General features: G+C 65.6%; 17 protein-coding genes and 1 pseudogene. 8 read left to right on the forward strand and 10 right to left on the reverse strand.

Features of this window, described 5'->3' with window-relative positions; genetic code table 11:
• Positions 1-96 precede the first annotated feature (96 nt).
• From ACQP2D_RS22085 to ACQP2D_RS22095, 3 genes are all read left to right on the forward strand, one after another.
• On the forward strand, positions 97-1,524 hold the full coding sequence (locus ACQP2D_RS22085; protein WP_433677809.1) for an alpha/beta fold hydrolase: 1,428 nt from the start codon (positions 97-99) through the stop codon (positions 1,522-1,524).
• A gap of 61 nt (positions 1,525-1,585) precedes the next feature.
• Entirely contained in the window at positions 1,586-2,065 is a 480-nt protein-coding gene (locus tag ACQP2D_RS22090) for an LOG family protein (RefSeq protein ID WP_433677810.1), read from the forward strand.
• Positions 2,066-2,899: 834 nt separating this feature from the next.
• Positions 2,900-3,514 (forward strand): cutinase family protein, encoded by a 615-nt coding sequence (locus tag ACQP2D_RS22095; protein ID WP_433677811.1) that lies wholly within the window; start codon positions 2,900-2,902, stop codon positions 3,512-3,514.
• Between the two features lie 17 nt (positions 3,515-3,531).
• Here ACQP2D_RS22095 and ACQP2D_RS22100 read toward each other — a convergent pair whose 3' ends face one another.
• From ACQP2D_RS22100 to ACQP2D_RS22110, 3 genes are all read right to left on the reverse strand, one after another.
• Entirely contained in the window at positions 3,532-4,032 is a 501-nt protein-coding gene (locus ACQP2D_RS22100) for a hypothetical protein (RefSeq protein ID WP_433677812.1), read from the reverse strand.
• Between the two features lie 418 nt (positions 4,033-4,450).
• Entirely contained in the window at positions 4,451-4,834 is a 384-nt protein-coding gene (locus tag ACQP2D_RS22105; RefSeq protein ID WP_433677813.1) for a VOC family protein, read from the reverse strand.
• Between the two features lie 309 nt (positions 4,835-5,143).
• Positions 5,144-5,608 (reverse strand): hypothetical protein, encoded by a 465-nt coding sequence (locus tag ACQP2D_RS22110; protein WP_433677814.1) that lies wholly within the window; start codon positions 5,606-5,608, stop codon positions 5,144-5,146.
• Between the two features lie 429 nt (positions 5,609-6,037).
• Here ACQP2D_RS22110 and ACQP2D_RS22115 point away from each other — a divergent pair, with 429 nt between their 5' ends.
• Positions 6,038-6,943 (forward strand): class I SAM-dependent methyltransferase, encoded by a 906-nt coding sequence (locus tag ACQP2D_RS22115; RefSeq protein WP_433677815.1) that lies wholly within the window; start codon positions 6,038-6,040, stop codon positions 6,941-6,943.
• A 477-nt stretch (positions 6,944-7,420) separates the two neighbouring features.
• Positions 7,421-7,834: pseudogene (locus tag ACQP2D_RS22120) on the forward strand (thiamine pyrophosphate-dependent enzyme); the annotation flags it as partial.
• A 30-nt stretch (positions 7,835-7,864) separates the two neighbouring features.
• Here ACQP2D_RS22120 and ACQP2D_RS22125 read toward each other — a convergent pair.
• A complete protein-coding gene (locus ACQP2D_RS22125; RefSeq protein ID WP_433685733.1) occupies positions 7,865-8,329 on the reverse strand; it encodes a GNAT family N-acetyltransferase in 465 nt (154 codons plus the stop codon).
• 231 nt (positions 8,330-8,560) lie between these two features.
• Positions 8,561-10,180: a DUF4153 domain-containing protein gene (locus tag ACQP2D_RS22130; RefSeq protein WP_433677816.1), complete on the reverse strand. Its 1,620-nt coding sequence runs from the start codon at positions 10,178-10,180 to the stop codon at positions 8,561-8,563.
• On the opposite strand from ACQP2D_RS22130, the gene ACQP2D_RS22135 reads away from it, so the two are divergent.
• Complete coding sequence (locus ACQP2D_RS22135) at positions 10,173-10,601, forward strand: hypothetical protein (RefSeq protein ID WP_433677817.1); 429 nt, start codon at positions 10,173-10,175, stop codon at positions 10,599-10,601. The two genes, ACQP2D_RS22130 and ACQP2D_RS22135, sit on opposite strands and share 8 nt — an antisense overlap.
• Before the next feature lie 96 nt (positions 10,602-10,697).
• Here the strand turns inward: ACQP2D_RS22135 and ACQP2D_RS22140 are convergent, their stop codons facing one another.
• Together ACQP2D_RS22140 and ACQP2D_RS22145 are read right to left on the reverse strand one after the other, a co-directional pair.
• Positions 10,698-11,630, reverse strand: a complete 933-nt coding sequence (locus ACQP2D_RS22140) for a HAMP domain-containing sensor histidine kinase (RefSeq protein ID WP_433685734.1) — start codon at positions 11,628-11,630, stop codon at positions 10,698-10,700.
• A 170-nt stretch (positions 11,631-11,800) separates the two neighbouring features.
• Positions 11,801-12,502, reverse strand: a complete 702-nt coding sequence (locus tag ACQP2D_RS22145) for a response regulator (RefSeq protein WP_433677818.1) — start codon at positions 12,500-12,502, stop codon at positions 11,801-11,803.
• A gap of 227 nt (positions 12,503-12,729) precedes the next feature.
• On the opposite strand from ACQP2D_RS22145, the gene ACQP2D_RS22150 reads away from it, so the two are divergent.
• Positions 12,730-13,431 carry a S1 family peptidase gene (locus ACQP2D_RS22150; protein ID WP_433677819.1) on the forward strand — a complete coding sequence of 234 codons (702 nt, stop codon included), beginning with the start codon at positions 12,730-12,732 and terminating at the stop codon, positions 13,429-13,431.
• 49 nt (positions 13,432-13,480) lie between these two features.
• Here the strand turns inward: ACQP2D_RS22150 and ACQP2D_RS22155 are convergent, their stop codons facing one another.
• The 3 genes from ACQP2D_RS22155 to ACQP2D_RS22165 all read right to left on the reverse strand — a co-directional run bounded on the left by ACQP2D_RS22155 (position 13,481) and on the right by ACQP2D_RS22165 (position 15,660).
• Complete coding sequence (locus ACQP2D_RS22155) at positions 13,481-13,786, reverse strand: hypothetical protein (RefSeq protein WP_433677820.1); 306 nt, start codon at positions 13,784-13,786, stop codon at positions 13,481-13,483.
• A 421-nt stretch (positions 13,787-14,207) separates the two neighbouring features.
• On the reverse strand, positions 14,208-14,828 hold the full coding sequence (locus tag ACQP2D_RS22160) for a hypothetical protein (protein WP_433685735.1): 621 nt from the start codon (positions 14,826-14,828) through the stop codon (positions 14,208-14,210).
• A 634-nt stretch (positions 14,829-15,462) separates the two neighbouring features.
• Positions 15,463-15,660 carry a hypothetical protein gene (locus tag ACQP2D_RS22165; RefSeq protein WP_364485020.1) on the reverse strand — a complete coding sequence of 66 codons (198 nt, stop codon included), beginning with the start codon at positions 15,658-15,660 and terminating at the stop codon, positions 15,463-15,465.
• Between the two features lie 679 nt (positions 15,661-16,339).
• Between ACQP2D_RS22165 and ACQP2D_RS22170 the strand changes: the two genes are divergently transcribed.
• A complete protein-coding gene (locus ACQP2D_RS22170) occupies positions 16,340-17,185 on the forward strand; it encodes a 3-hydroxybutyryl-CoA dehydrogenase (protein ID WP_433677821.1) in 846 nt (281 codons plus the stop codon).
• Positions 17,186-17,188: the final 3 nt, after the last annotated feature.

The following is a 17,188-nucleotide window of genomic DNA, read 5'->3' on the forward strand; positions in this document are numbered from 1 at the left end:
GTGACGACGGTTGCCGCGCCGTTGATCTCGTTGCGGCGCAAAACTTTCCGATCACGCAATCTTGCGTGCCCCGCAAGTTTGCGTATCGTGAATGGTGTGGCATTCGTACTCGGGTTGCGCGAACGCAAGAAGCTGGCGACTCGGGAGGCGCTCGGGTTCGCCGCGCTGCGGCTGGCGGTCACGCATGGGCTCGACAATGTGCTGGTCGAGGACATCGCGGCGGCGGCGGGCGTCTCGCCACGCACGTTCAACAACTACTTCGCCAGTAAGTACGAGGCCGTCTGTTCGGTGGCGGTGGACCGGGCACGGCGGATCGCGGACGGACTGCACGATCGTCCGGCGGCCGAAGCGCTGTGGCCCGCCGTGATCCACGCGGTACTCGCCGAATTCCGCGATGACGAACTGCCCGATTCGACATGGATCCGCGGCGTTCGCCTGATCACCACCGAGCCCGCACTACAGGGTGAATATCTCAAGGCACAGGCCGTCATCCAAGAGGCCATCGCGACGGCCATTGCCGAACGCACCGGCCGCGATCCGCATTCCGATATGTTCCCGCGGATCATGGCTGGCGCCATCGCGACGGCACTGCAGGTCGGGATCGACCGCTGGGTCGATGCCGACCCGCCCACCGCGGCACTGCCCGTCATCCGGGAAGCGTTGCGGCAACTGTCCTTCCTACCAGGAGCCTTTCCCATGGACTTCCCCACCGACCACACCCTCACCGTCCCCGGTGCCACGCTCCACTACGAGATCCGCGGTACCGGTCCGCTGCTGCTGCTCATCCCCGGCGGCAACGGCGACGCCGGAACCTTCGACCAGATCGCCGAACGACTCGCCGACCGCTACACCGTGGTCTCCTACGATCGGCGCGGCTTCTCCCGCAGTCCCGAGGACGGTGCGATCGACCATCGCGTCGCACTCGACGGCGCCGATGCCGCGGCCCTGCTGGCCCACCTCGGCGACCAGCCCGCCGCGGTGCTGGGCAGCAGTTCCGGCGCCATCGTCGCACTCGAATTGCTCACCGCCCATCCAGAACTCGTGCATACCCTCATCGCACACGAACCGCCGCTGGCGACCGTGCTGCCCGATGCCGACAAGTGGCTCACCTTCTTCGACGAGATCTATCGGACCAGCAAGTCCGAGGGGTTCCCCGCCGCATTGACCCGCTTCGCCGAAGGAGTCGGGCTGCACCGGCCGCAAGACGACCCGACCGAGGAACCCAGCCCCGAGGTCGCGGCGATGAGCGAGCAGCAGAACATGATGTTCTGGATGGAGCACGAAATGCGCCAGTACATTCGCTACACACCGGATCTCGACGCACTGCGCGCCGCGGCGGACAAGCTGGTCCTCGCCGTCGGTCACGACTCCAAGGACACCTTCCCCGCCCGGCCCAACGCGGTGCTCAGCGAAAGCCTCGGACGAGACATCCTCGAATTCGCGGGCGACCACATCGGATACAACTCCGCCGCCGAGGACTTCGCCACCCGACTCGATGCGCTGCTCACCGAGCGCGCGCACTGACTCCTTCATACGCGGCGCGCGTGCCCGCCGAATCAGATCACCCGCAACTATCGTCGACGCCATGGCTGGTCACACACCCACACAGGTCGCGGTATGCGGACCACGTGACTGCACCGCCACCGAGGCCGGATGGGCCGAGGAAGTCGGGCGACTGCTCGCGACCGCCGGTGCCACCATCCTGTGCGGCGGCGGCGGCGGCGTCATGGCGGCGGTGGCCGCGGGTGCCGCAAGCGCGGGCGGTCTGGTCATCGGTATCCGCCCCGACACCGACCGCTCCGGCGCCTGCCCTGGCCTATCCGCCGTCCTCTACACAAATATGGGCGAGGCCCGCAATGCCATCCTCATCCACTCCGCCGATGCCGTCATCGTGATCGGCGGCTCCTGGGGCACCCTCTCCGAACTCGCATTCGCCTGTCACCGCGGCACCATCCCCGTCGTTTCCCTCGGCGGCTGGCAACTCCACGACGCCACCGGAAACCCCTTAGCCGCAGCACAACTCGCCGCCGATCCGGCCGACGCCGTCCATCGCGCGCTCGATTAGGCACCGGCGACCCGGCGTCGTCTCTCGCCACCAGCCCGTACTTCTCTTACTCGGTAACCTTGGGTCCACCGCCCCAGCCGCTACGGGTCGGCGCGGACGGCAAGTCGGTCGGCGAACCAATCGGCGACAAGAGTGTGTTTTTCATCTCCACCTCCCGCCGTCCCCATCGTTCCTCCACCCCGAGGATCTTGCCGCGCTGATGACCGGCACCCACTACATCGCATAGCGGGAGCGCGTCTTTCGCGGGCCAGGGCGACGCCGCTGTAGCGACTTTCGATGCCCACGCTGTCAATGCTCGACGGTGACAACGAATCTTTCCGCGTACATGCCCTTGTTCGCCGCGTGCGTGTCCGGCAGCGATTTCGGCGAACGGGAAGACACTGTTCGCCGAGAGGCTTGGCGTGGACCGCCTGCCGTCTGCGGGGCGACCACTTCGGGTGGCGACATCGTCCCCAGCGCACCAGAACTCGCCCGCTTGGCTCCGAACATCGCCGCGGTGCACGACGAGTGGTCCCCGAGCGCTGGTTTGTCCGTCTTGATCGATGCCAGTGGCGGCGGAGGCGAGGCGCGCGGCCGGGCATGTGCGAATCTCCGGCTATGCGAGTCCTCCCCCGGGTCAGAGGGTTTCGCGAAATCTGAGGCGGATCTCGCTCGGGTCGAGGCAGGGCGAGCGGTGTCCCCCATCCGGATGATGGCCTCCGACATTGCGTTACGGCTAACAAATCCATGGCTGATGTAACTGTTTCGCCAGAAAACAAGAACGCCAGCAATTTCTGGGTACAAGTCATGCAAGCCGGGCTGGACCCGGAGGCACGAAAATGAAGAAGTACGACCATGCGCAGAGCAACGGCGCTCTTCGCCGCATTACTGTTGGCCATCCTCCTCTCCATCACATACGCGACGATCCCGCGCGCGCACGCCGATTACTGTACTGGCGATTGGGCCATCGGCATCGGCGGTCTCGGGGACAACACCTCGTCGGTGTTCATCCCATTTGTGGATCAGCCTGTCGGTTACAACTCCGCCGACCCGATGTCGGGGTTGAACGAACTCGACCGGCTGTTCTGGGTCCATCGCAGCCAATGCCCGGACGACCACATCAGATTGATCGGGCACAGCGAGGGCGCGGGTATTGTCCACGCTTGGGTCACCGCACACCAGGATGTCGGCAATGCCAATGCCATTCTCCTGTCGGATCCCAAGCGAGCCGCCGGGCCCGGTTGGGCCGGTTTGTCATCGACACCCGGGAGCTGGATCATCGGTTATCCGCTGGCCGGTGTCGACGATTGGTTCGGCGACTTCCCGGTGTTGACCGTGTGCAACCATGACGACCAGATCTGCGACACCTCGGCTGGTTGGTGGGGCTACCTCTTCGGGGGTGCACATTCGCGCTACGATTTCAACGTCTGGGACTACGGTGACTGGGATTCCGGTGTCTGGTACCGGTAGCCAGTGATTCTTGGGGATCAGTAGCCATGCGGCACTGGTCCCCATTGACTGAACCCGTGCCCCATCGAGGTGCACACTGCCGCACCTTGAAAGGTGATTTGGCAGGTCGCTCCGGCATAGGTGACCGAATACTGTGGATCGTGGTAGTTCACGGGTGCGAGGCGCGGCAATGATGGATTTCCGCCCGGCAGCGTGTGACTGCCGTTGGCGTTCCACTGCGGATGCGCCGGCCACGTAGCCGAATCGATAATGATGGCAGGCACATTCGGCAACGACACCTGCATTCCGGCATACAGCACATCCATCGACGAAGCCGGGACCGCGAGGTCGCATCCCACCACACCATCCGCACTGATCGAACAGTTCCAATCGCCCATGGCGAAATACTCTGTGTCACCGACCAATACCGGGCCGGGCGCATCGTCGGCGTGCCCGGTGCCCACCCCGAACAGGCATGCGATCATCCCGAGAATTCCCCCGCAAACCCGTGCGGCGGCAACCTTCACAGCCCTGGACACGGAATCTCCCTTGACGGATGGCGAGATTTTGGTCTAGTTGACCATAGAGAAAAACTATCACGAAACGGTGCAACGACAAAAGATCTGTCGAGGGGGCTTTCACAGAAAATCGACGCGCCGCTCATGCACATCGGCTCCGGAATCAGCGACAGGGCAGCAGATTTGCTTTGCACGGCGAAACATCCCCGCCCGAATTGGGAATTCGGGCGGAATTCCCTCCCCCGGACGACCTTGGCCGAGCTGGTCAGATGCGGCAGACGCGGAACGCGTACACACGCGCGGCTTATTCACGGTTGATGCGGCCGTCGAATTCGCGGTGGTCGCACTGCGGGGCCGAACGCCCAGCGTCTGGCCGACAACGGAGTTGAACAGCAGGAAGCCGCTCGATAAAGCGGCACTACTGTGTATTCGAGTGGCTCTACACTGCCTCGACCCGGCTTCGGAGCAGGCAGAATTCGTTCCCCTCCGGGTCGGCCAGTACGTGCCACGTTGCGGCGCCGTTCTGGCCGATGTCGACCTTGTGCGCACCCGCGGCGAGCAGCCGTTCCAGTTCCGCGTCCTGATCGCGGTCGATGGGGTTCACGTCGAGGTGCAGCCGCAGTTTCCCGCGCTTCGGCTCGGTGCTGCGACCGAACACCAGTGTGGGCTGCGGCCCGCCGAATCCGGTTCCGGGCGGGCCGATCTCCAGGTGGTCGTCGCCCTCCCAGCCGAGTTCGACGTAGCCGAGGACTTCGCACCAGAAGTCCGCCAGCCGCTGTGGGTCGGCACAGTCGATGACCAGTTCGGTGATCCTGCAAGACATGCCGCGACACTACGCGTGCGAGGCTTTTCCGAACAATGGTTTTCCTTGTCGGCACGGCGACGCGGTCATGTGTCCAAGTGCTGTGTGGGCAACCTCGTTGGAAATCGGCGTAGTTCGACCAGCACCGAAGCAAATGCGCTGATACCCAACGCTCTTCCAGCTGAAGCCCGCTGAGTGCACGCTCGTCGGCATGAGCGCTCACTCGTGCCGACTATCGCCAGCATGCATGACGGCTACCTGCGGTATCAACCGCGCAGCCGGTCGAACTCGGCAAAGGTCTCGACACCAGACATGATCTATCCTGCGGTGTCAGGCCGGTGTGCTGGACAGTTCCCAGGCTTCGATCGGGTCGCGGGAGTACCAGTGGCCGCTCCATTCCCGGCTGGCGGCCAGCGCCGCGTAGAACTCGCTGTCGTCAGGCAACTCGGGGGCATAGGCTGCGATGACACCGGGTCGGTCGCTGTGGAAGCGGCGGGCCCGTTCGACTGCGCGAGCTGCGCACTCGGCGTGGTAGGCGCGTTGGGTGATCAGCCATTCGTCGGCGCTGCGCCGGTCCGGGTGCCGGGTGTGGTCGAGGGGATAGTGCATCTGATATTCCGCCCGCGCCAGCTGTTCGCTGGCGTGCTCGAACAACCACGCGATCCACGCAGGAACCTCCGGTTGCGCGGCCAGCGCACTGGCGGCGAACCCACTGACGGCCGGGCCTTCCGGATCACGCCGCGCCGCCGGTGACGCGGGCGAACGCAGCGGAGTCGACGCGTTTGCCCTCCGCATGCCTGCCTCCCATAGCCGATGACTGTAAGTCCCGCACAGCTGCCGCTGCTTCGTGTGTGCGCGTCCGGCTGAGGGTGCGCAGCGAACATCCGGTCAGGCGAAGTCGTCCTCGACGACACGCTGATAACGCTGACCGGCACGCCTCATGCGAGCCGACCTGCCGCACGGTTGACCATGAAGGTTGTTACCAAGTGAATGATAATCGCCGATGTCGGGCCGTGACGCGGGATGATCATTTGGTCATCGATGAAAATCGCGGTCCCAGGCTTCCGCCGACAGCGGTAGCGTAAAGGACAGCGCCCGGTCGTTCCGACCGAAGCGGCGAGGGCAGCCGATATCCGATCGCAGCGGTGGCTACGCACGGGCATGAGTTGACTTCGACGGTATCTATCAACAGTAATTAGTGGCTTGTGAGAAAGACCCGCACTCATGACCGGTCACATCTACGACCGCGAGGTCGACTCCGACCGCCAGTCCCAGCCGGATCCGTGGGACGAATTCTTCTCCTTGTTCCTGGATCCGACACGGACCTATAGTTGCGCGTTCTGGACCCACCCCGGCGAAACACTCGAACAAGCCCAACTGAACAAGATCGACCTCGCCCTGGGCAAATGCGGCCTGCGGCCCGGGATGACCCTGCTCGATGTCGGATGCGGTTGGGGATCAGCCATCCTGCGCGCCATGGACACCCGCGGGGTGAACACGATCGGATTGACTCTCAGCCGCAGCGAGTATCGGTATGTGCGGGATCAGCTCGTCGACCGCCTGGTCCGGGGCAGCCCTTGTGGCCGCGTGTGGCTGCGAGGCTGGGAAGACTTCGATGGCCACGCCGACCGCATCGTGTGCATCGGCGCCTTCGAACATTTCCGTCGAGACCGCTACGCCGACTTCTTCGAATTCGCCTACCGCACAATGCCTGCCGGCGGGGTGTTGCTGCTGCAGACCATCGTCGGTTGCGACCGCGAAGACGGGCGTGCATACGGGATGCCGCGCACCGGCGTCGATGACGCGTTCATGCGGTTCCTCACCGAAACCATCTTCGCCGGCGGCCCGCTGCCGACCCCGACCGGCCGCGACCCCAAAGGTGTCACCGCATACGCCGAAGACGCGGGGTTCACCGTCACCGGTATCCAGGAGATGGGACCGCACTATGCCACCACTCTCGACCATTGGGCCGATGCCCTGCGCGAGCACGACGACCGCGCCATCGAACTCGCCGGACCCGACATCTACTCCGCCTACCTCCGATACCTGACCGGATGCGCCGACTACGCCCGCCGCGGTCGCATCGACGTCATGCAATTCACCTGCACCAAACCCATCGCTTCGCGGTGAACCAGACATACGACCAGCTATGACAGGTGTTCCTCGGGGTTGACCCGTGCTCGTCCGCCGGACTGCGGGCGCACCCTCCAGATCCCGCCAATGGCGGTTTCCCCGCTGGTAACGAACAGCACTCCTGGACCAACCACGATCGTGCTCGGTGGTCGGCCAGCGGGAGACCACGATGTCAGCGTGACCCGACGATGCGGAGGAGCACACGATGTCCAGGAGCGAAACCCGACGAATGACGATCGGCGAGTTTCTGCTTCGCCGCCTGACGGAGGCCGGGATCAGCCACCTCTTCGGCGTCCCCGGCGACTACAACCTCGAGTTGCTCCCCCGGGGACGTGCTGCTCGTAGATAACGGCACGTCATACGCGCTTTTCGGCCTGCAACTCCCGCCGCGCTGCACCTTCGTCGGATCGGTCAACTGGGGCTCGATCGGCCACTCCGTCGCCGCTCTGCTCGGCACCCTGACCGGACCGGCGCCACCTGCTGTTCGTGGGCGACGGCTCGTTCCAGCAGACCGCCCAGGAGCTGTCGACCATCCTGCGCTACGACCACAAGCCAGTGATCTTCCTGATCAACAACGGGGGATACACCATCGAGCGCGGCTACCTCGGCAAGACCGAGTCCTACAACGACATCGCCACGTGGGCATACGCGGAGCTCCCGAAAGTGCTCCGCCCCGACACCACGGCACACTCGTTCGTCGCCAAGACTCCAGCGGACCTGCACAATGCCCTGTCCGCACCCAATGACAAGTTGATCTTCGTCGAATCGATCATGGATCCCTTCGATTCCCCCGCCCCGATCACCGCCAGCAGCAACAGAGGCGCCGACCTCGACTACGGCCCTCGCGGCCCCCAACACCACAGAGGCACCCAACTCCGGCCCGCCTGACCCGCAACAACTCGAGGCGGCATGGGTCCGCTATCGCTCGAGCGGAACCGTGCGCCTAAAGGCCTGGCGTGGACCACCTTCCGGGCCCAGGGCGTCAACTTCGGCGGGAGTGAAGCCGAGGCGTTCGTAGAACGCGCGGGCGGCGGGAGCGGCAGGGTGACCGAGACCGAAGGTGATGACCTCGATTGCGGCGGGAGGTTGCACGAATCTGCGCAGCGCGTCCGTTAGCAGCGCACGGCCGACGCCGCGGCCACGTGCCGGTTCCGAGACCACGAGCCAGCGGACATGGTAGGTCGGGGCTCTGCGGATGCCGAACAACAACCCGCCGAGGACATTCGATCCTGAGGATGCGATGAGTGCCGTCCCACGCCGGATGTTGTTTTCCAGGGCGTCGTGAAAGTTCGGTTCGTCGACCATCGGTCCGAACCAGTGCTCGACTTCGGCGGCCAGCGCGAGAAAAGCTGGGATGTCCTGCTGACGCGCGATTGTGACCATCACTCGGTCAGTTTCGCAGGGGCAATCTTGACAGGTTCGTCATGTGGATTGCTCGCGCCGCACCAACGGATGTCATCGAGCTCAGCTCGCGTGCCGAAGCCGCCGGACGCACATGGACGCTGGAGTCCATGTGCGGTACCGACCGTGCAGGATCAGGGCGAGAGCGCCGAGTCCAAGTGATCGGCCTGTCGACAGGTTCCGATCTCAGGCGCGGCTGGCGCACGAGCAGAACTAACGGGCGTTCGCGCGGGACAGGTTCCACCCCTGCCACGTGTCCTCTTCGAGGCGAAGGCGGATCGCATCGAGCACTTCACTGCGCTGCGGTTCGGGAAGTCGCTCGACGGCCGGGACGACATCGGGTGAGAGTCTGCTCAGGTAGGACGTATCGAGGTTCTTTCCGTGTTCCCAGCGATCGATATTCCGTTCCGCGACAATGCCTTCCGGGTTGAGAACGGACAGGAAGAACAAGGTCGCCATCGCGGTGCCGATGGCGGCGCGCGGAACCCAGCTGCCGTCCAGTCGGAGCGCGGCCGCGATCATCAGCAGGTAGACCAGGCCGAGCCAGAGTTCGCAGACCTCGACCAGCAGGCGCATCACGGTGAAGCCATAGGCCTGCTGGTAGGTCCACATGCGGCCGAGTGCGGAGGCGACGATGATCAGCGACAGCACGCTGATCGCGCAGAGCAGGATCCGCAGCCAAGCCCGATCCGCAGCAGAATCCCTTGCTGCCCAACGCAATACGACGGCGATGACAGCCAGCGTGAGCACGGTGACAATCGACAGCTGCCAGAATCCGCCGCGCGCGTATTCGGCGTAGGTCAGATTCGCGGTGCGCTGGACGTAGTCGTCGCCGCCGAACAATGCGACGAACTGGGCGCTGACGAAGACCGCGAACAGCACCGTCAGCGCCCCGACCGGCAATGCCCACTCCAGCCGGCGCAAGCTGCCGCCCCGCGATTCCCCTGTCGCCGCGGCACGCGGACCCGCCAGCAGATACATCGCCCCGACGCTGCCGAATCCCAGTGCCACGAACGTGAAAATCCACCGCATCACCGATTCCACATCGACCTGCGGTGTCACCGCCGACAGCAGTTTCGCGAAAGTCGCATCAGCACCACCCAGCAGAGGCACGAAAACCGCCAACAACGCGAGCGTCACCGCCACCGACATCCCGGCCCGCCACGAGCGCCGCACCGTACCGTCACCGATCCCGCCGAACGCCGAATACACCCACGGAATGGCCGAAATCGACTCGATCGGCACCGCGATCACGTCATACCAGGCCCCATACACCGACCGCCGCCCGACAACCGCCAACGATCCGGCAACCCCCGCGCCCACCACACACAACGCGAACAACCACCCCGCACCCCGAACAGCCCCCACTCCCAACAACACCAACGCCAATACCACCCACCAGACCCGCCCCCAGTTTCCCTGGAGCACCCTGAATCCCACCCCAGCCTTGGAATCAGCCTCATCCACCCCCACATCAACACCGCCGGACCGATGACTCCCGGTCATCGCCGAGGCCGACCGCCCGGCATCGCGCTCCGCCACATCAGCGGCGGGCAACGACAATTCACCCGACTCGGACGAATGCGGTGTCCCCGGGGTGCCACCACCGGCCCCAGCAGCATCGCGCGCTGCGGCCGCCCGGCGTGCTCGGCGATCCACCGTGAATACCGCGGCTGTGGCGACCGAACCGGCCAGTACCCAGCCGATTCCAGGGCGATCCAGTGGAATCAGTGCGGCGCCCGCGAGTCCGGCGATTCCAGCGGCGGGTAGAACACCCGGCGGGCAGGCGACGCGCCGCCATCTCGGCAGTGCCGATGCCCAAGGGGTGGGCATATCAGACCGAGATCCGGGTGGGACCGGCTGCGCGGGTGGCATCGGCGCCAGCGGTGGCGACGCACTCGGCGACGGATTCAACGCACTGGGTGGCGAACTCATCGACCACGCCGACGTAGCCTCCCACGGATTCGGCACACTCGGCGGCGCACTCACCGACCACGCCGACGCCGCCTCCCACGGATTCGGCGCACTCGCGGACGAAACCGACCCGGCCACCGTCAAATCCGATGCGCTCGAGGAAGCACCCACCGCGCTCGGCGAAGTGCCCGAGGATGCGCTCGACGACGATTCCCGAGTTTGTGGCACGACCTCGAGCGCCTCCGATTCTGTTCCTTCCGCCGGCTCCGGCTTGGTGCTCGGCTCATTCGGCAATGCCGGTGTCGATTCCGGTTGCGATGAATCGCCTGGAGTGGGTTGATCTGACACGGGTGTGTCCCCTCCTTTAGGTATGCGGGATCGGCCCGGATGGTGGTCCGGGTCGCGGCGGGTGCGGGTGGGTGAGTTGGGGTTCGGGTCAGCGGGCCGGGAGGACCACGCGGATGCGGGAGCCGGGGTCGGCGACGGCGATGGTGCCGCCGTGCAGGTCGACTATCCAGCGGGAGATGGCCAGGCCGAGGCCGGTGCCGCCGCCGTCGGTGCGGCCGCCGCGGGTGAATCGGTCGAATATGGTGGCGCGCTCGGCGATCGGTATGCCGGGGCCTTGGTCCTGAACATCGATAACGAGATTGCCGCGGTCGGATCGGGCATCGATGCGCACCTCGCCACCGGCGGGGCCATGGCGGGCGGCATTGTCGAGCAGGTTGAGCAGCACCTGATGCAAACGTGCACGGTCTGCGAAAACGCTTGCGGTGCTGGGTTGCACGTCGGTGCGGAAGCGCACTCCGCGCCCGAGCGCCGCCGCCATCACCTCGGCCTCGGCGACGACCTCGGCCAAAAGCGGTGTGACGCTGAGTTGTTCACGATCGAGTGCCCGGGCGCCGGATTCGATGGTGGACAGGTCGAGCAGTTCCGAGACGAGCAACCCGAGCCGTTCGGTTTGCGCGAGTGCGGTACGCAGGGTTTTGTCGTCGGGGGTGGAGACGCCGTCGACCATGTTCTCCAGCAACGCGTTCAGCGCGGTGATCGGGGTCCGCAATTCATGTGAGACGTTGGCGATCAGGTCGCGGCGCTGCTGGTCGGCGGCGGCCAGATCGGCGGCCATCTGATTGAAGGCCACCGCCAACTGTCCGACCTCGTCGCGGGAACTGGCGCGCACCCGGCGGGTGTAGTCGCCGTGCGCCATCCGCTTGGCCGCGGCCGTCATCTCCCGCAGCGGCCTGGTGGTGCCGTGCGCGAGGATCTGCGAGGTGACCAGCGCGATCACCGTCGCCGCGATCGTCGTCTTCGGCGGCAGCCAGCCGATCCGCAGCCGGAAGAACCCGAACGCCACGCCGGCCGACCCCAGCATCAGAATCGCGAATTTCAGCTTGATCGATTTCACCGGATCCAGCGGCCGCGGCAGCACCTCCGCCACCGCGTTCGATATGCCCCGCAGCCACTGCGAAACCACCGTGCCGCCGGAAACCGGAGCCTCGTCGTGCCCACCGCCCCGCATCGAATCGCTTCGCGATCCCGCACTCATCGCGCCTCCAATGCATAGCCGACACCGTGCACCGTGCGGATCAGGTCCGCACCGAGCTTGCGGCGCAACGCTTTGACGTGACTGTCGACCGCCCTGGTTCCCGCAGCGTCGGCCCAGTCCCAGACCTCTTCGAGCAGGCGTTCGCGGGCCAGCACCGCGCGGGGGCGGCGCGCGAGCCGGGTCAACAAGTCGAATTCGAGCGGGGTGAGCTGGGCTTCGATATCGGCACGCCAGACCCGGCGCTGGTCGACATCGATACGCAGGTCTCCGACGATGATGGTCACGCCGTCACGTTCGGCGGCCCGCTCCATCCGGCGCAGCAGGGCCTGCACGCGGGCGGCCAGCACGCGCAGGGAAAACGGCTTGGTGAGGTAGTCGTCGGCCCCGACACCGAGGCCGATGAGCTGGTCGGTTTCGTCGGTGCGCGCGGTCAGCATGAGGACCGGTATCGGACGCGCGGCCTGGATGCGGCGGCACACCTCGAGACCGTCGAAGCCGGGCAGCATCACATCGAGTACGACCAGATCGGGTCCGAACGCCTCCGCCGCGGCAACGGCGCCGGGACCGTCATGGGCGACATCGACGGTGAACCCCTCCGCCCGCAGCCGCGCCGCCACCGATTCCGCGATGGTCACCTCATCGTCGACCACGAGAATCCGTCGCGCCCCCGGCCCGCTGACCGCCGCGTTCTGTTCCATGAACCGAAACCCTAGCCACCCGCTGTGGAGAGAAGCCGCACCAATTGTGGAGATTCCGTGTGCACGTCCGGATCGCTGTCGATCAGTGCTCAGCCCACTACCGACCGCAGCGGGACCAGCCGCGGGCGCGCAGGTTCGGCGCGACCTCCATCCGATACATCAAACCGTGTCCTACCCGCAACGGAAGCGAACACCGCGAGACGCGACGATAGCGGACAGTTAGCTGCATGGTTGCGCTGGGAAGGATCGGGATACGCGTGCTCATGGCCGCGGCAATCGCGGTCATCGGCCCCACGGGGCTGCCCGGATACGCGACGGCCGATCAGATGGCGCGGATCGGCGGCGGATCGGGCATTCTGCTCGGCGGCCGTTCAGCCTGCACTCTCACCACCGTCGGCTACGACCGGGCCGACCGGCTAGTGGGACTCACCGCAGGACACTGCGCCGAAATCGGCATGTCCGTACAGGCCGAGACGCAACAGGCGGGCGTCGTGGGCACCGTGGCCGCCGTCGACCACGAAAACGACTTCGCCGTAATCGAATTCGACCGCACCAAGGTCACGCCGCTCCGACAGGTCGCGCAGACCTCCATCGACCGCATCGGCGCGCCCGCACAGCTGGGCGATATCGTCTGCAAGAACGGCCGCACCTCCGGCTACACCTGCGGTGTGGTGTGGGATACGCACGCGTGGTGGTTCCAGAACCAGGTCTGCTCCCGGCCCGGCGATTCGGGCGGCCCGGTGACCATCGGCGACCGCCTGGTCGGGATGAACGTCGGGCATATAGCGGTCATGGTGCTCGGCGTACCCGTCTTCGACGTCACATGCGACACTCCCGTGCACGATCCGGCCGTGGCCACGCACATCGGCATGATCCTGGCCGAGATCGATCGCTCGGGTGGCATCGGCACCGGATTCCACCCACTCTGAGATCAGCGCACCGCGAATCCGGTGCCGGCACGATCGGTAGCTGAGCCGGTCACGTCCAGAGCGCTGCGATGAACACATTGAGAATCGCCAACCCACCGGAAGCATGGGTCATCCACGGCACCGCCTTCCCGCGCTTGGCATCCGCCCGACCGATCTCGGCGAACGCGGCGACCAGCACCGAGATGACCAATTTGGTGGCGATCTTCGCCATATTCGGATCCTTGCCGAGCGAATGGATCGAATCGGCCATCCCCACCAGGATCAAACCGGTGACGATCTGCGCCCGCGCGCCCCACACCATCAACCCGGAAACGGCGGGCTGTCCGGCGACATACCCGCCGACGACCGCCGCCACCGAGCAGATGCGCGACGACCACAAGGTTGTAGACGACTTCTGACACGCTCACGTTGCCAACTCTCCCCACTGTTCGGCTCATTGCACCACATTTCGCGGTGGCGGCCCGGGGGCGAAGTGACCACAAACCCCGTGACCTCGACATGGCGCGGCTGCTTCTGGAACACCTGGGCGTCGCGCCGCACGTCGCGCAACGGCGCGCCCGGTCGCGCAACGGACTGGCGGCGCGCTGTGTCGTCCGCGACGACACAGCGCGTCGGCCTGCCATCGGAAGATCGGCATCCAGTTGTGGCCGGGCGTCGACCGCGACGAACTGACCGACTGCGCGGCTACATCAGCGACATCTCACAGATCACCGCACACCGGGCTGAGCAGAAGCCCAGGCCGTTGCGCCGTCGTGGTGACGGCGCAACGGTCGCAGTCATACCGATTCGGGTACACGCAGATGTGCGAGCGCCAACTCGAACTCACCGCCATCGATCACATCGGCACCGGATCGGCGGCTGGCATCGGCGCGCAGCGAGGCAGCCTGGTCACGGTTGTGAATCAGCGACTCGGCGCCGTCATAGGTGACGCAAGAGACGGCGCGCCCGGACGCCCTGTTGATCACGAGGCTCGCACTGCAGAACCCCTCGAGCGTCTCCATTTCCGACAGGAACTGGGACCTGTAGGCCTCGATGGCCGCGTCGAGCCGGTCCGGGTCGGTCTTGAGCCAGACAGCGCGGACACAGGCACCCTGCGGCGAACGGTGATCGCGATGCAGGACTGCGATCTCCCATTCATCGACCTGCGCGCCGCCGCCGAACATCTCGACGACGCGTTCACGAATCGTGTCGACCCGGTCCGCGCTGTCGCGCATCGCCTCCTCCGATTCCCACGCGCTCGTGGCGATGCACCGGCCGGACCGCCGATCGACCAGCAAAGACAGCCCGGTATAGCCCGAGAAGTCGGCCAACGCCGGCATCACGTCGTCGCGCACATACGCAATCCCGGCATCAATAGTGGAGGGTCGCGCCTGAATGGTCATGGAGCGTGCATACACGACCCCACCCCCTCTCTCTGCTCGGAGGCAGCGCCCCGGTGGCGCCACCGGCGCCATTCACACTGCTCCTCCACAGAGAGCCACGCAATAGCTGCCTGGTGGGAACCGACGGCATCCGCCGTCGCCAACCCAATGTCGACGCTGACGGCTATTCATCGGGTATTGCTGCCGTCACGGCCTGCTGGGCAGAATGCCGCCTCGCCCAGGGAAAGCCCCACCATGGCAGTGGATTTCAAAGGGAGCCGGCCACCGTGCTGGTGAGCCAGGCGCCGGGATTCGCATTGCGGCTGCCCACCGGGGCGGTGTACGCTTGGCAGTTCGAGGTCGAACTGCGCAGCGCGCCAACGGATCCTGCAGCGGCCGCGACTCTGCTGGCCGACCGCTACCAGTGGCGCCAGGCCCAAGTCGCGAACACCATGGGCCGCGCGATGATCGCCCACCTGACGGGGAATCTCGAAGCGGCGGACAGCATTATCAGCACCTGTGTGATAACAGCACGCCCACTGCCGCCACAACACGGGACAGCACCAGGTGGGTCACCGCGACGGGGATCCCGTCCGCGACCAAGTCCTCAGATCACAAGTCAACCAGGCCGGGGCACTCCCGACCCCTTGGTCCCAGGACTACACCGCCCTCACACGTGGTCGACCAAACCTTTGGCACCCTCGGACACGGCGCAGTGCACACAGCAGAAGAATCGACCATCTGCCTCCACGCCGTGGCCGATGATCTTGCAGTTGCAGTGCTCGCAGATAGGTGCCATACGGTGGATCGCACATTCGAAGCAGTCGAAGACATGCCGCATTCCCTGAGCCTCGACGACGATCGGCATAGCGTAATCGTTACCGCAAACCTCGCATGCGCTCATGGAGCCGTAGGTTACTCCGTGGAACCGGCACCATGTCTCTACTTTCGGGTTATGTGCGCATGACCAGGCGCTCGGTGGACACCCACACCTGACCGATGTTGGCGAGGCCGCTGAACACCGCACAGTTCGTGGCTTCGCCAAGAGCAAACCCCGCCGCGATGCTGCCCTGGCAGCCCTCCCACTGCTGTGGTGGCGGCGTCGAAACCGCTAGCAGCAAGAAGCAACCGCCACTACCACGGTGTAGCGGCCAGCTGGGTGATTGCTCGAGTTGCGATCCGCTGTCGCACGCATGAGCGACCGCCACATCTGCGACCACGGTCGGCGACCAGCCCAGCCGAAATCCTGTGCAAGACAGGCAGTCTCGACCACTTCCTCCAACTACTCCGCACCAGCCACGGCACCGACCTCGCGGACCCGACGCCTTCAACCCCGAAATCCTGCGCCTGCTGACTGCTGTGGGCGGTACCCAGCGCGCAGTCCGACCATCGACTACCTCGAGGCGAGGTCGCCGAAGGTATGCTCGCCCGCCCGGCGAACTCGCTATCAGTTGATCAGACCTCACAGTGTCCGCCCCGCTGATGGTGGGTGCGCCCGATCTAGAAGGATGTCTGCGAGTAACCCGAGTGGCAAGGAGAAATCGAAAGTGGAACGCATCGGCGTGATCGGCGGCGGCACCATGGGTGCCGGTATCGCCGAGGTAGCCGCCCGCGCGGGCGGGTCGGTCCTGGTTCTCGAACGCGACACCGAGGCGGCCGATGCCGCCGTCGGGCGTATCGAGAAGTCCCTGGCTCGCGCGGTGAAGTCCGGCCGCCTCGAACAGGCCGCCGCCGACGCGGCCCGCGCCCACATCACGCTCACCACCTCGATCGACGATTTCGCCGACCGCGAGCTGGTCATCGAGGCCGCGCCGGAGATCGAATCGCTCAAGGCCGACTTCTTCACCAAGCTGGATGCCATCGTCTCTCCCGAGACCATCCTTGCCACCAATACCTCGTCGATCCCGGTCATCCGGCTGGCCAATGCCACCGCCGACCCGGGCCGGGTGGTGGGTGTGCACTTCTTCAACCCGGTCCCGGTGCTGCCGCTGGTCGAGATTGTCGTGACTCTCAAGACCGAGCGTGCGGTCGTCGACAAGGTGACCGCCTACACACGCGACACGCTGGGTAAGCGCACCATCGAATCCAAGGATCAGGCCGGCTTCATCGTCAACGCCCTGCTGATCCCCTACCTGTGCAACGCGATCCGCATGTTCGAGACCGGTTTCGCCAGTGCCGAGGACATCGACGAGGGTATGGTCAGCGGCTGCGCCCACCCGATGGGTCCGCTGCGTCTGACCGACACTGTCGGCCTGGATGTCACGCTCGCCGTCGCCGAGTCCCTCTACGCCGAGTTCGGCGAACCCCAGTACGCACCGCCAGTGCTACTGCGCCGCATGGTCGACGCCGGATACCTGGGCCGCAAGACCGGCCGCGGTTTCTACACCTACTGATCG

It is taken from the genome of Nocardia sp. CA-119907 (assembly GCF_050955995.1).
In the GTDB taxonomy this organism is placed as follows: domain Bacteria; phylum Actinomycetota; class Actinomycetes; order Mycobacteriales; family Mycobacteriaceae; genus Nocardia.

Excerpts from the sequence above, each read along its gene's own strand:
- ACQP2D_RS22150 (WP_433677819.1), top strand. The coding sequence starts at position 12,730 with ATGGTTGCGCTGGGAAGGATCGGGATACGCGTGCTCATGGCCGCGGCA.
- ACQP2D_RS22090 (WP_433677810.1), top strand. The coding sequence starts at position 1,586 with ATGGCTGGTCACACACCCACACAGGTCGCGGTATGCGGACCACGTGAC.
- ACQP2D_RS22115 (WP_433677815.1), top strand. The coding sequence starts at position 6,038 with ATGACCGGTCACATCTACGACCGCGAGGTCGACTCCGACCGCCAGTCC.
- ACQP2D_RS22105 (WP_433677813.1), bottom strand. The coding sequence starts at position 4,834 with ATGTCTTGCAGGATCACCGAACTGGTCATCGACTGTGCCGACCCACAG.
- ACQP2D_RS22095 (WP_433677811.1), top strand. The coding sequence starts at position 2,900 with ATGCGCAGAGCAACGGCGCTCTTCGCCGCATTACTGTTGGCCATCCTC.
- ACQP2D_RS22145 (WP_433677818.1), bottom strand. The coding sequence starts at position 12,502 with ATGGAACAGAACGCGGCGGTCAGCGGGCCGGGGGCGCGACGGATTCTC.
- ACQP2D_RS22110 (WP_433677814.1), bottom strand. The coding sequence starts at position 5,608 with ATGCGGAGGGCAAACGCGTCGACTCCGCTGCGTTCGCCCGCGTCACCG.
- ACQP2D_RS22125 (WP_433685733.1), bottom strand. The coding sequence starts at position 8,329 with ATGGTCACAATCGCGCGTCAGCAGGACATCCCAGCTTTTCTCGCGCTG.
- ACQP2D_RS22140 (WP_433685734.1), bottom strand. The coding sequence starts at position 11,630 with ATGCTGGGGTCGGCCGGCGTGGCGTTCGGGTTCTTCCGGCTGCGGATC.
- ACQP2D_RS22130 (WP_433677816.1), bottom strand. The coding sequence starts at position 10,180 with ATGCCCACCCCTTGGGCATCGGCACTGCCGAGATGGCGGCGCGTCGCC.
- ACQP2D_RS22165 (WP_364485020.1), bottom strand. The coding sequence starts at position 15,660 with ATGCCGATCGTCGTCGAGGCTCAGGGAATGCGGCATGTCTTCGACTGC.